Genomic DNA, 12,318 nt, shown 5'->3' on the forward strand with positions numbered 1-12,318 from the left:
CCAGCCGGGACGCGTCAGCTCATCGCCGCGGCCGGAGCAACAGTGCCGCAGCCAGGAAGCACAGCGCTCCGACGAAGGTGCCCAGGTTGGCCAGGGACGCGTTGACCGTCTCGCCGGTCTTGAACACGAAGGCCGCCGCCGCCGACACCCCGAACGCGACGCAGCCGGCCAGATTGATCCACCCCGCCTGCCAGTCAACGGATCTCGGCGCCCACCAGCCGACCACCAGAACGGCAAGCACCCCACTGATCAGAAACGCCACGGAACCCGCGGCATCCGGCGCCCACACGTCGCGCCGCTCGGCATGAACCGAGTGCGCCCACACCGATGCCCCGGTGCTGACATTGAACAGGACGGTGCCCGCGAATTGGCTGGCCGATGACCACCAGCCGATGCCGCTGTCGGACAACTGCAGCTGTATGAAAGCCGCCGTGGTGAAGAACCACGAGCCGACGAAACACAGCGCGTTGGACGCCCCGGCCCCGGCCAGCGCGGCGAATCCCGGCGCGGTGGCCACCGCGAAGAACGTCGAACCGATCGCGAACAGCACGCACTGCCGGCTCAGCGTCGCGAATGCGGCCACCCGGGCTACAGCAGCGACAGGATGCGGTCGCCGACCTCGCTGGTCGACAGCGTCGCCTCGCCGCGGGTCGCCAGGTGCTCCGAGACCGCCGCGTCCACCCGCGCCGCGGCGTCGTCCTCACCCACATGCGAGAGCAACAACGCCACGCTCATCACCGCCGCGGTGGGATCGGCGATACCTTGGCCCGCGATATCGGGCGCGCTGCCGTGCACCGGTTCGAACATCGACGGATTGGTCCCGGTGGCATCGATATTGCCGCTCGCGGCCAGACCGATGCCGCCGCACACCGCCGCCGACAGATCGGTGATGATGTCGCCGAACAGGTTGTCGGTGACGATCACGTCGAAACGTCCCGGGTCGGTGACCATGTGGATGGTGGCGGCGTCGATGTGCTGGTAGGCGACCTCGACATCGGGGAACTCGGTGCCGACCTCGGCCACAACCCGCGACCACAGGCTGCCCGCGAAGGTCAGCACATTGGTCTTGTGCACCAACGTCAGATGCTTGCGCCGGGTCTGGGCCCGGGCGAACGCATCGCGCACGACACGCTCCACACCGAAGGCGGTGTTCACGCTGACCTCGGTGGCCACCTCGTGGGGCGTGCCGACCCGCAGTGCGCCACCATTGCCGGTGTAGGGCCCCTCGGTGCCCTCGCGGACCACGACGAAATCGATTCCGGTCACACCCGAAAGCGGGCTGCTCACACCGGGATAGAGCCGACCGGGCCGCAGGTTGACGTGATGGTCGAGCGCGAACCGTAGCTTGAGCAGCAACCCGCGCTCCAGCACACCGCTGGGTACCGACGGGTCGCCGATCGCGCCGAGCAGGATCGCGTCATGGCCGCGCAGCTCCTCAATGGTCTCCACGGTCAGCAGTTCGCCCGATGCGTGGTAGCGCCGCGCGCCCAGGTCGTACTCGGTGCGCTCGACCCCGGGCAGCACCGCGTCGAGTACGCGCAGCGCCTGGTCGATGACCTCGGGTCCGATGCCGTCACCGGCGATTACAGCGAGCTTCATGAGAGATCGACCACTTCCAGTGTGGTGGCGCCGACCGCAGAGGCGATCGCGGCGCGCACGTCTTCGGGCACATCGGTGTCCAGGCGCAGCATCACGGTGGCGCTGTCGCCACTGGCGTCCTGACTCATCTGCGCGGCCAGCACATTGACCTCGGCGCCGCCGAGCAGCGTGCCGATCTTGCCCAGTGCGCCGGGCTGGTCGTGGTAGTTGACGACCAGGTTGTAGCCCTCGGCGCGCAGATCCAGGTTGCGGCCGTTGATCTGGACAATCTTCTGCACCTGCTGCGGGCCGGTCAGGGTGCCCGCCACGTTCAGCGCACCGCCGTCGGCGTAGACCGCCCGCACGTCCACCACGCTGCGGTGGTTGGGGCTCTCGCTGGCGGTGCTGATCTCGGCGGTCACGCCGCGATCCTTGGCCAGCGCGGGTGCGTTGACGAAGGTCACCTGCTCGTCGACGACGGCCGAGAACAGGCCGCGCAGCGCCGACAGGCGCAGGATCTCGACATCTTCGGACGCCAGCTCGCCGCGAACCTGGACGGTCAGCGACACCGGTGCGGCCTCGGCGAGCTTGCCGACCAGCAGGCCGAGCTTGCGGACCAGGTCCAGCCACGGCGCCACTTCCTCGCCGACGGCTCCCCCACCGACGTTGACGGCATCGGGCACGAACTCGCCGGCCAGCGCCAGCTTCACGCTGGCGGCCACATCGGTGCCGGCCCGGTCCTGCGCCTCGGCGGTCGACGCACCGAGGTGCGGGGTGACCACGACCTGCGGCAGCTCGAACAGCGGGCTGTCGGTGCACGGCTCGGTGGAGAACACGTCCAGGCCTGCACCGCGGACGTGTCCGCTGGTGATGGCATCGGCGAGCGCCTGCTCATCGATCAGGCCACCGCGGGCGGCGTTGACGATGATGACACCGGGCTTGGTCTTGGCGAGGTTCTCCTTGCCGAGCAGACCGGCGGTCTCCTTGGTCTTGGGCAGGTGCACCGAGATGAAGTCGGCCCGACTCAGCAGCTCGTCGAGGCTGACCAGTTCGATGCCGATCTGCGCGGCGCGGGCCGAGGACACGTAGGGGTCATAGGCCAGGATGTGGGTGCCGAACGCGGCCAGCCGTGCCGCGACGAGCTGGCCGATGCGGCCCAGGCCGACGACGCCGACGGTCTTGCCGAAGATCTCGGTACCCGAGAACGAGGACCGCTTCCAGGTGTGCTCGCGCAGCGTGGCGTCGGCGGCCGGAACCTGGCGGGCGGCCGACAGCAGCAGGGCCAGCGCATGCTCGGCGGCGCTGTGGATGTTGGAGGTCGGCGCATTCACGACCAGGACACCGCGTGCGGTCGCCGCGTCGACGTCCACGTTGTCCAGGCCGACACCGGCGCGGGCGACGATCTTCAGTTTGGGCGCGGCGGCGATGACTTCGGCGTCGACTGTGGTCGCCGAACGCACCAGCAGCGCGTCGGCGTCCGCGACGGCCTCCAGCAGTTTCGGGCGGTCCGGGCCGTCGACCCAACGGACCTCGACCTGGTCGCCGAGGGCGGCGACGGTCGACTCGGCAAGCTTGTCGGCGATCAGAACAACGGGAAGACTCACGGCGCTACAGCCTAGTGTGTGCCCGCCGCGGTACCACAGGCCACGTGCGCTCGGCGTCGATGATGTCTACTGATGTGGTGGACGTCACCGTCGTCGGAAGTGGCCCCAACGGGCTGACCGCAGCCGTCATCCTGGCCCGGGCCGGGTTGGCCGTACGGGTCATCGAAGCGCAGACCACCGCGGGCGGTGGTGCGCGCACCTTGGCCGACCCGGAGTTCGACGGTGTCCGCCACGACATCTGTTCGGCGGTGCATCCGCTGGCGCTGGCGTCGCCGTTCTTCGCCGCCTACGACCTGCAGGCCCGCGGTGTGCAGTTGTCGGTCCCGGAGATCTCCTACGCCAACCCGTTCACCGACCGGCCGGCGGCGATCGGCTACCGCGATATCGAGCGGACCGCCGACGAGTTGTCCGACGGAGACTCGTGGCGGCGACTGCTCGGCCCGCTCGCCGCCGACTGCGACGGCGTGGTCGGGTTGCTGCTCGGCGACAAACGGTCGCTGCCGCCGTCGATCCCCGCCGCACTGAAGGTGGCCCCTCGGCTACTCACCCAGGGCAGCCCGCTGTGGGGCGCGCTGAAGGGCGAGGATGCTCGCGCACTGTTCACCGGTGTTGCCGCGCATACCATTTCGCAGATGCCTTCCCTGGTCGCCTCCGGTGCAGGGCTGATGTTGGCGACCCTCGGGCATGCGGTCGGCTGGCCGATTCCGGTCGGCGGGTCGCAGGCCATTCCGGATGCCCTGATCGCCGATCTGCTGGACCATGGCGGGGAACTCGTTCTCGGCGAGGAAGTCACCGCACCGCCGGGTGGTGTGGTGCTCTATGACACGGCACCGACTGCCCTGCTGTCCATCTACGGCTCGACCCTGCCGCCTCGGTACGCAAAAGCCCTGCAGCGCTACACCTATGGGCCCGGTGTGGCCAAGGTCGATTTCGTGCTCTCGGGCGAAATCCCCTGGCGCGATTCACGTCTGACTCAGGCCCCGACCCTGCACCTGGGTGGGAGCCGGCCGCAGATGGCGCTGGCCGAATCCGAGATCGCCGCCGGCCGACACGCGCAGTGGCCGATGGTGCTGGCGGCCCTGCCGCATATCGCCGACCCCACCCGCATCGACAGCCACGGCAGACGGCCCCTGTGGGCGTACGCCCATGTGCCGGCGGGTTCGACGGTGGACATGGGCGAGGCCGTCACCGATGTCTTCGAGCGGTTCGCGCCCGGATTCCGCGACGTGGTGGTCGCGGTGCGCAGCGTGCCGGCCGCGCGACTGGCCGATCACAACGCCAACCTCGTCGGCGGGGATATCGGCGTCGGCGGCAACAACATGGTCAGCGCGATCGCCGGTCCCACCCCGCGGATCAACCCGTGGTCCACCCCGATTCCGAAGGCCTATCTGTGTTCCTCGGCTGCCCCGCCCGGCGGCGGCGTGCACGGCATGGCCGGTTTCTACGCCGCACGGACCGTGCTGAAACGGGAGTTCGGCATCCGGGAGCTTCCTACACTGGCGCCATGACCAAACTCGCCGTCATCTACTACTCGGCCACCGGGCACGGCACCTCGATGGCGGCCCGGATATCCGCTGCCGCCGAGGCTGCCGGCGCCGAGGTCCGCATCCGCCACATCGCCGAAACCAACGATCCCGAGTCGTTCGCGGGCAATCCGGCATGGACCGCCAACTATGAGGCCACCAAGGACCTGCCGGTCGCGACCGGTGAGGACATCGTGTGGGCCGATGCGGTGATCTTCGGCTCCCCCACCCGTTTCGGTTCGCCGGCGGCGCCGCTGCGGGCCTTCTTGGACTCGCTCGGCGGGCTCTGGTCCGAGGGCAAGCTCGCCGACAAGGTGTACGCCGCGTTCACCTCCACCCAGACCGCGCACGGCGGCCAGGAGTCCACGCTGCTGAATCTCTATGTGACGCTGATGCATTTCGGCGGGATCATCGTGCCGCCGGGATACACCGATCCGGTGAAATTCGCCGACGGCAATCCCTATGGAGTCGGGCTGATCGCGAATCGGGAGAACATCACCGAGTTCGATGACGCGACGAACGACGCGCTCGACCATCTGGCGCGCCGGGTCGTCGGCATTGCCGCCAGGCTCGGTGACTGAAAGGCTGCGCAGCCGGGTACCCCGCCGGAATGAGCGAATCATTCAAGAAGGGCGACAAGGTGTCCTGGCAGAGCCACGGCACCACCGTGCCCGGCACCGTCGAGGAGAAGATCACCTCGGAGACCGAGGCGGCCGGCCGTGAGGTGAAGGCCAGCAAGGACGAACCGCAGTACCGGGTCACCAGCGACAAGAGCGGCCGCGACGCCGTGCACACACCCGAGGCACTGAAGAAGCGCTCGTCATGACCTCCGTCGACGACGCGCACGCGCGGCCGCACGGCACCTCCGACGACACCGTCGAGGCGGTCGGCAAGGTGTCCGAAGCGCTGGAGTACGTGGAGCGGGCGCGGGGGCACCTGTATTCGTTCCACCAGTTGATGGGGCACGCCGACCTGCTGCTCGGCGAGGCGGCCGACGCGCTGCGCGACGCCGGACATATCGAGATCGCCGACCGGCTGACCGAGGACATGGTCGGCCGCAACATTCTCAAGGGGCGCTGGACTTTTCAGGTGGTCGAGGAATTCGACGACGACTACTGGTCGCGGCTGCGCGAGCACGAGAAGAAGGTCCGCGACGAGCTGATGGACGGCAGGCGGCACGTCTTCGAGGCCGAGATGAAGGAAAGCCGCCGGACCAAGGGACGCGATGGGCACGAGGCCACGCCGTAGCGTCGGAGAATGACGAAATGGCTGCCACCGGAACTCCGGTGGCAGCCATTTCGGATGGTTCAGCGAGTTACGCGGTTTCGGTGATCGGCCGGTCGACCCAGCTCATCAGGTCGCGCAGCTTCTTGCCGGTGACCTCGATGGGGTGCTCGGCGTTGGCCTTGCGCAGACCCTCGAGCTCGGTGTTGCCGTTCTCGACGTTGGCGACGAGACGCTTGACGAAGCTGCCGTCCTGGATGTCCTTGAGGATGGCGCGCATACGCTCCTTGGTGTCGGCGTCGATGACGCGCGGCCCGGAGATGTAACCACCGAACTCCGCGGTGTCGGACACCGAGTAGTTCATCCGGGCGATGCCACCTTCGTAGATCAGGTCGACGATGAGCTTGAGCTCGTGCAGCACCTCGAAGTAGGCCATCTCGGGGGCGTAGCCGGCCTCGACCATGACCTCGAAACCGGTCTTGATGAGCTCTTCGGTGCCACCGCACAGCACGGCCTGCTCACCGAACAGGTCGGTCTCGGTCTCTTCCTTGAAGGTGGTCTTGATGACACCGGCACGGGCGCCACCGATGGCGGCGGCATACGACAGCGCGAGCGCCTGGCCCTCACCCTTGGGGTCCTGGGCGACGGCGATCAGAGCGGGCACGCCCTTGCCGTCGACGAACTGCCGGCGCACCAGGTGGCCGGGGCCCTTGGGGGCGACCATGCCGACGGTGATGTTCTCGGCCGGCTTGATCAGGCCGAAGTGGATGTTGAGGCCGTGCCCGAAGAACAGCGCGTTGCCGTCTTCCAGGTTGGGCTCGATGTCCTTGGTGAAGATCTCGGCCTGCGCGGTGTCGGGTGCGAGCACCATGATCACATCGGCCCACTTGGCGACCTCGGCCGGCGTGCCGACCTCCAGGCCCTGCTCCTCGACCTTGACGCGGGACTTCGAGCCCTCCTTCAGGCCCACCTTGACCTGCACGCCCGAGTCACGCAGCGACAGCGAATGGGCGTGGCCCTGGCTGCCATAGCCGATCACCGCGACCTTGCGGCCCTGGATGATCGACAGATCCGCGTCGTCGTCGTAGAACAGTTCGATTGCCACTGAATTTCCTTCTCTTTTGTCTCTTTGATTCGTTGGTGAAGCTATTTGGCGGTGCCGATACCGCGCGGTCCGCGCGACAGCGAGACGATGCCGGATTGCACGATTTCCCGAATACCGTACGGCTCGAGCACCCGCAGGAATGCCTCGAGCTTCTCCGGCGTCCCGGTGGCCTCGATGGTCAGCGACTCGGTGGACACGTCCACAACCTTGGCACGGAACAGGTTGACCGCTTCAATCACCTGGCTGCGGGTGGTCGCATCGGTACGCACCTTGATCAGCGCAAGCTCACGCGACACCGACTGATCCTCGTCCTGTTCGACGATCTTGATCACGTTGATCAGCTTGTTGAGCTGCTTGGTGACCTGCTCGAGCGGGAAGTCCTCGACCTCGACGACGATCGTCATCCGGGAGAGGTGCTTCTGTTCGGTGGCGCCGACGGCGAGGCTCTGGATGTTGAAGCCGCGCCGGGAGAACAACGCCGCGACGCGGGCCAGCACACCTGGTTTGTCCTCGACGAGCACCGACAGCGTGTGGGTGGAGACCTTCGACATCAGGCGTGCCCCTCTTCCGAATCGAACAGCGGACGGATGCCGCGGGCGGCCTGGATCTCGTCATTGCTGGTGCCCGCGGCGACCATCGGCCACACCTGGGCGTCGGCGCCGACGATGAAGTCGATGACCACCGGCCGGTCGTTGATGGCACGCGCCTGGTTGATGACGTCTTCGACGTCTTCTGCACGCTCACAACGCAATCCGACGCACCCCAGCGCCTCGGCCAGCTTCACGAAATCCGGGATCCGGTGGCTGTGGGTGGACAGGTTGGTCTGGCTGTAGCGCTCTCCGTAGAAGAGCGTCTGCCACTGCCGCACCATGCCCAGGTTGCCGTTGTTGATCAGCGCGACCTTGATGGGCGCACCCTCCAGTGCGCAGGTGGCCAGCTCCTGATTGGTCATCTGGAAGCAGCCGTCACCGTCGATCGCCCACACCTCGGCCTCGGGCCGGGCGAACTTGGCGCCCATCGCCGCGGGGATCGCGTAGCCCATCGTGCCCAGACCACCGGAGTTCAGCCAGGTCTTGGGGTTCTCGTACTTCACGAACTGCGCGGCCCACATCTGGTGCTGGCCGACGCCGGCGACGTAGAGCGCCTCCGGGCCGGCGATCTGGCCCAGCTTCTCGATGACGAGCTCAGGGCTCAGGCTGCCGTCGCTCTGCGGGCCGTAGCTCAGTGGGAAGGTCGCCTTGATGCTCGACAGGTACTCCCACCAGTTGTCCAGATCCAGCGATGCCGCGGTGGTGCTCTCCCGGCGCAGGATCTCCAGCAGATCGGTGATGACATTCTTCACATCACCCACGATCGGCACATCGGCGTGCCGGTTCTTGCCGATCTCGGCGGGGTCGATGTCGGCGTGGATCACCTTGGCGTCGGGGGCGAAAGAATCCAGCTTGCCGGTGACACGATCATCGAAACGGGTGCCCAGCGCGATCAGCAGGTCGCTCTTCTGCAGCGCGGCCACCGCCGAGACGGTGCCGTGCATACCGGGCATACCCATGTGTTGCGGGTGGCTGTCCGGGAACGCGCCGCGGGCCATCAGGGTCGTGACCACCGGAATGCCGGTCAGCTCGGCCAGCTCCATCAGTTCGTCGGTCGCCTCACCGCGGATGACACCGCCACCGACATAGAGCACCGGCTTACGGGCCTCGGCGATCAGCTTGGCGGCCTCACGCACCTGGCGGCTGTGCGGCTTGGTGTTGGGTTTGTAGCCCGGCAGATCCATCACCGGAGGCCAGGAGAAGGTGCACTCGCCCTGCAGGATGTCCTTCGGGACGTCGACGAGCACCGCACCGGGCCGTCCCGACGCGGCGATGTGGAACGCCTCGGCGATCACCCGCGGGATGTCATCGCCCTCGCGCACCAGGAAGTTGTGCTTGGTGACCGGCATGGTCATCCCGGTGATATCGGCTTCCTGGAAGGCGTCGGTGCCGATCAGGGCGCGCCCGACCTGACCGGTGATCGCCACGACCGGGATGGAATCCATCTGGGCATCGGCCAGCGGGGTCACCAGGTTGGTCGCACCCGGGCCCGAGGTGGCCATCATCACGCCGACTTTGCCGGTGGCGTGGGCGTAGCCGCTGGCAGCGTGCCCGGCGCCCTGCTCATGGCGCACCAGCACATGGCGCAGCTTCTTCGAGTCATAGAGCGGGTCGTAGACGGGCAGCACGGCACCACCGGGGATGCCGAAGATGATCTCTACACCGATCTCCTCGAGCGACCGCACGACCGACTGCGCGCCAGTCATCTGTTGTGGTGCAACAACATTGGTCTTCGGCTCCGCCTTGGCAGGGGCCTTGACGCTGTTCGCGCGCTGGGTGGACTCCGGCGGCCGCGTGGTGGGTGCGCTCACTTTTTCCTCATTGATCTGGTTCGGTCCGGTTACTTCTGTGGTGTTGTGACGTTCTGTGACAGCAAAAAACCCCCGTCAGCGGAGTCCGCTGTACGAGGGTTGGCGCGTCGATGCTGTTGGCTAAGCCCGGCAGAGAGCTAGCGCGGCATCAACGCGCCAACCAATTACTACGAGCTTGTCCGGGGTGTACATAGGCCTTGACGGTAGCCGCCGCACTGCTCAAAGGTCAAATTGCCCATCCCGATCGAGGACGCCACGGCCCCTCGCGGAAAAGCCGGTGCCACCGGCGATGAGAAGATGACGGGGTGAGTGACCCCTCCCCGCTTGTCATCCGCATCTCCCCGATGGCCCACTTCGCGGTGTTCTTTCTGTTCCTCGGGCTGGCGGCGCTGGTGTTCGTGTGGCCGAGCTGGACGCAGATCCTGTTCGCGATCCCGGTGCTGGTGTCGGCGGCCGTCGTGCGCTACCGCACGGTGGCCGACCGCGAAAAGGTGACCTCAAGGACGTTGCTGAGCAGCCGGACCGTGCCGTGGACCGAAATCGACGGCCTGCGATTCAACCGGTCTTCCTGGGCCAAGGCCCGGCTCACCGATGGCAGCGAATTGACGTTGCCCGCAGTGACGTTCGCGACCCTTCCGCTGCTGACAGCGGTCAGCGGCGGACGGGTTCCGAACCCCTACGAGTGAGCGGCTCTACCCGAGCGGGTTGGCGCCGTTGAGCAGCACCCACATGCCGATGCCGACACCGATGCCGAGCAGCAGCGCCAGGAACGATCCGACGAACGGGCGCCGGGACCACCCGCGGCCGGCGTCGAGGCCGTAGCGCCCGGGACCGGTGAGGGTGAGCGCGGCGGCGACCAGCACCAGGGTCGCCTGGTGCTCGTGCCCGGTCGGGATGACGAAATCGACGAAGCTGACGCCGGGTTCGGCGGCGATGGAAGCCAGCAGCGCATTGACCGAGTAGGCCAGCGCGGCGGCCGCCGCCAGCGGGGTGAACAGGCCGAGCACCAGCAGCAGCCCGGCAGCGACCTGCGCTCCGGCGCCGACATAGGTCAGCAGGCCGGCGTGCTGGTAGCCGAGGTCGGCCAGCGAGCCCTCGAAACCGCTCAGGCCCGCGCCGCCCCACCAGCCGAAGATCTTCTGCAGCCCGTGCACGACCAGCAGTGCGCCGAGGCCGACCCGCAGCAGCATCAAGCCCAGGTCGGTGGTGCCACGACGGCCGGCATGGCGAATCTGCTGCTCCGCGTCGTAGGGGCCGATCTCGGTCGGGGCGGCCGGCGCCGCGGCGTACGGGTTGGGCTGCGCCGGAGAGACATAGGGCAGCGGCTCGGGGTCGTTCAGCAGCCCGAAGGGTGACTGATCGGGCTTGGATGAGCCATCGACGTCATAGCGCGGGATGGCAGTGGTTTCGAAGTCTCCCCCGTAGGTCGACGAGGGGAGGTCTTCTTCGGGGTCGACCAACTGCGCCGACGCCGGCCGTTGCCAGTCGGTCAGGTTCTGAGGTTCAGCGGTCACGATTGCCAGCGTAAGTGCAAGTCACCGCAGAACAAGGGATTGGCGCGGCGCATGGCGCAGCGTATCCACACCGTTGCCGAGTTGTGACACACCGGCGCATTCCACCCGGGCGAGCGCAGCGACGGGGAGGAACTACAGGCCTTCGTGGCGCGCACTGCCCGGCGATCCGTAATCTGGCCAGCATGAGACTGGGCGGACCGACACGGGGCATGCCGGTGCGACTGGCCGTGGTGCTGTGCGCGGCATTGCTGGTCGGTTCGGGATGTGCGCGGTTCGACGACGCCCAGTCCCAGCCGTTCACCACCCAACCCGCGATGACGCCTCCACCCCCGACCAAACCCGAGCCCCCACCACCGCTGCCGGCGACACCGTTCCCGAAGGAGTGCAAGGCCACCGGGGTCATGCAGGGCTGCCTGGCGAGCACCAGTGGACTGATCATGGGCGGCGACAGCCAGTCGGCGCTGGTCGCCGAGCGCACCACCGGGGTGATCAAAGAGGTGTCGACGAAGGCCGAGCCCGTCGTCAAGCTCGTCATCCCGGTCGACCCGGCCGGTGACGGCGGCCTGCTCGACATCATCAAGTCACCGACCTATGCCCAGGACCGGCTGATGTACGCCTACATCAGTACGCCCACCGACAATCGTGTCGTGCGCATCGCCGACGGTGATCCGCCCAAGCCGATCCTCACCGGGATCCCGAAGGGTCCGACCGGTAACGCCGGGGCGCTGGTCTTCACCAGCCCGACAACCCTGGTGGTGCAGACCGGCGACGCCGGTAACCCGGCGCAGGCCGCCGATCCCGCCTCGTTGGCGGGCAAGGTGCTGCGCATCGAGCAGCCCACGACCGTCGATCAGGCGCCGCAGACCACTGCGCTGTCCGGGATGGGTGCCGGCGGCAGCATGTGCGTCGATCCGGCCGACGGCGCGCTCTACATCACCGACCGCACCCCGACAGCGGACCGGGTGCAGCGCATCACCAAGGATTCCAACGTCTCGACGGTGTGGACATGGCCGGACCGCCCCGGGGTGGCCGGCTGCGCCGCCCTCGACGGCACCGTGCTGGTGAACCTGGTGAACACCAAGCAGACGGTGGCGCTGCGGTTGGCGCCCGATACCGGCGCGGTCACCGGTGAGCCCGAGGTGGTCCGCCAGGACCAGCACGGTCATGCGTGGGCACTCGCGGTTTCCCCGGACGGCAACATCTGGGGCGCCACGGTGAACAAGACCGCCGGCGACGCCGGAAGTTTCGACGACGTGGTCTTCCCGCTGTTCCCGTCCGGTGGCGGGTTCCCCCGCAGCAACGCCGACAAGACGTAGCGATTTCGGCGTGGTCCGACGCGCTGAGCGTGTCGGATCCCGCCGAGATCAGG

General features: G+C 67.7%; 13 protein-coding genes. 6 read left to right on the top strand and 7 right to left on the bottom strand.

Annotated features, from left to right (window positions below):
* Positions 1-19: 19 nt before the first annotated feature.
* The 3 genes from EXE63_RS04065 to serA are packed head-to-tail and all read right to left on the bottom strand — an operon-like array spanning position 20 to position 3,182.
* Positions 20-583 (bottom strand): hypothetical protein, encoded by a 564-nt coding sequence (locus EXE63_RS04065; RefSeq protein ID WP_168140914.1) that lies wholly within the window; start codon positions 581-583, stop codon positions 20-22.
* A 5-nt stretch (positions 584-588) separates the two neighbouring features.
* A complete protein-coding gene (locus EXE63_RS04070) occupies positions 589-1,599 on the bottom strand; it encodes a 3-isopropylmalate dehydrogenase (RefSeq protein ID WP_168140915.1) in 1,011 nt (336 codons plus the stop codon).
* Positions 1,596-3,182: a phosphoglycerate dehydrogenase gene (gene serA, locus EXE63_RS04075; protein WP_168140916.1), complete on the bottom strand. Its 1,587-nt coding sequence runs from the start codon at positions 3,180-3,182 to the stop codon at positions 1,596-1,598. Before serA ends, EXE63_RS04070 begins: the two co-directional genes overlap by 4 nt.
* 77 nt (positions 3,183-3,259) lie before the next feature.
* Here serA and EXE63_RS04080 point away from each other — a divergent pair, with 77 nt between their 5' ends.
* From EXE63_RS04080 to EXE63_RS04095, 4 genes are read left to right on the top strand one after another with little or no spacing between them, the layout of a single operon-like run.
* Positions 3,260-4,690 carry a phytoene desaturase family protein gene (locus tag EXE63_RS04080; RefSeq protein ID WP_234904687.1) on the top strand — a complete coding sequence of 477 codons (1,431 nt, stop codon included), beginning with the start codon at positions 3,260-3,262 and terminating at the stop codon, positions 4,688-4,690.
* Complete coding sequence (gene wrbA / locus EXE63_RS04085) at positions 4,687-5,286, top strand: NAD(P)H:quinone oxidoreductase (RefSeq protein WP_168140918.1); 600 nt, start codon at positions 4,687-4,689, stop codon at positions 5,284-5,286. The genes EXE63_RS04080 and wrbA overlap by 4 nt, the downstream gene beginning before the upstream one ends.
* Positions 5,287-5,315: 29 nt before the next feature.
* Positions 5,316-5,531 (top strand): hypervirulence associated TUDOR domain-containing protein, encoded by a 216-nt coding sequence (locus EXE63_RS04090; protein WP_168140919.1) that lies wholly within the window; start codon positions 5,316-5,318, stop codon positions 5,529-5,531.
* Positions 5,528-5,953 (top strand): hypothetical protein, encoded by a 426-nt coding sequence (locus EXE63_RS04095; RefSeq protein ID WP_168140920.1) that lies wholly within the window; start codon positions 5,528-5,530, stop codon positions 5,951-5,953. Before EXE63_RS04090 ends, EXE63_RS04095 begins: the two co-directional genes overlap by 4 nt.
* 67 nt (positions 5,954-6,020) lie before the next feature.
* Here the strand turns inward: EXE63_RS04095 and ilvC are convergent, their stop codons facing one another.
* Genes ilvC through EXE63_RS04110 form a run of 3 tightly spaced genes read right to left on the bottom strand, consistent with a single transcriptional unit; the run spans position 6,021 to position 9,435 of the window.
* Positions 6,021-7,034, bottom strand: coding sequence for a ketol-acid reductoisomerase (ilvC, locus tag EXE63_RS04100; protein ID WP_105364012.1), 1,014 nt, complete (start codon positions 7,032-7,034; stop codon positions 6,021-6,023).
* Between the two features lie 41 nt (positions 7,035-7,075).
* A complete protein-coding gene (gene ilvN / locus EXE63_RS04105) occupies positions 7,076-7,585 on the bottom strand; it encodes an acetolactate synthase small subunit (RefSeq protein ID WP_105364011.1) in 510 nt (169 codons plus the stop codon).
* On the bottom strand, positions 7,585-9,435 hold the full coding sequence (locus tag EXE63_RS04110) for an acetolactate synthase large subunit (RefSeq protein WP_168140921.1): 1,851 nt from the start codon (positions 9,433-9,435) through the stop codon (positions 7,585-7,587). Before EXE63_RS04110 ends, ilvN begins: the two co-directional genes overlap by 1 nt.
* Positions 9,436-9,740: 305 nt before the next feature.
* On the opposite strand from EXE63_RS04110, the gene EXE63_RS04115 reads away from it, so the two are divergent.
* Positions 9,741-10,121: a PH domain-containing protein gene (locus EXE63_RS04115; protein ID WP_234904357.1), complete on the top strand. Its 381-nt coding sequence runs from the start codon at positions 9,741-9,743 to the stop codon at positions 10,119-10,121.
* Between the two features lie 6 nt (positions 10,122-10,127).
* Here EXE63_RS04115 and EXE63_RS04120 read toward each other — a convergent pair whose 3' ends face one another.
* The gene (locus EXE63_RS04120; protein ID WP_168140922.1) at positions 10,128-10,949 is read right to left on the bottom strand and encodes a DoxX family protein; all 822 of its coding nucleotides are present in this window, start codon (positions 10,947-10,949) and stop codon (positions 10,128-10,130) included.
* A gap of 182 nt (positions 10,950-11,131) precedes the next feature.
* Between EXE63_RS04120 and EXE63_RS04125 the strand changes: the two genes are divergently transcribed.
* Complete coding sequence (locus EXE63_RS04125) at positions 11,132-12,265, top strand: PQQ-dependent sugar dehydrogenase (RefSeq protein ID WP_168140923.1); 1,134 nt, start codon at positions 11,132-11,134, stop codon at positions 12,263-12,265.
* Positions 12,266-12,318: the final 53 nt, after the last annotated feature.

The sequence above is a fragment of the Mycolicibacterium frederiksbergense genome, from assembly GCF_012223425.1.
Taxonomy (GTDB): domain Bacteria; phylum Actinomycetota; class Actinomycetes; order Mycobacteriales; family Mycobacteriaceae; genus Mycobacterium; species Mycobacterium frederiksbergense.

Coding starts and splice junctions, on each gene's coding strand:
- EXE63_RS04070 (WP_168140915.1), bottom strand. CDS start 1,599: ATGAAGCTCGCTGTAATCGCCGGTGACGGCATCGGACCCGAGGTCATC.
- wrbA (WP_168140918.1), top strand. CDS start 4,687: ATGACCAAACTCGCCGTCATCTACTACTCGGCCACCGGGCACGGCACC.
- EXE63_RS04090 (WP_168140919.1), top strand. CDS start 5,316: ATGAGCGAATCATTCAAGAAGGGCGACAAGGTGTCCTGGCAGAGCCAC.
- EXE63_RS04095 (WP_168140920.1), top strand. CDS start 5,528: ATGACCTCCGTCGACGACGCGCACGCGCGGCCGCACGGCACCTCCGAC.
- ilvN (WP_105364011.1), bottom strand. CDS start 7,585: ATGTCGAAGGTCTCCACCCACACGCTGTCGGTGCTCGTCGAGGACAAA.
- EXE63_RS04125 (WP_168140923.1), top strand. CDS start 11,132: ATGAGACTGGGCGGACCGACACGGGGCATGCCGGTGCGACTGGCCGTG.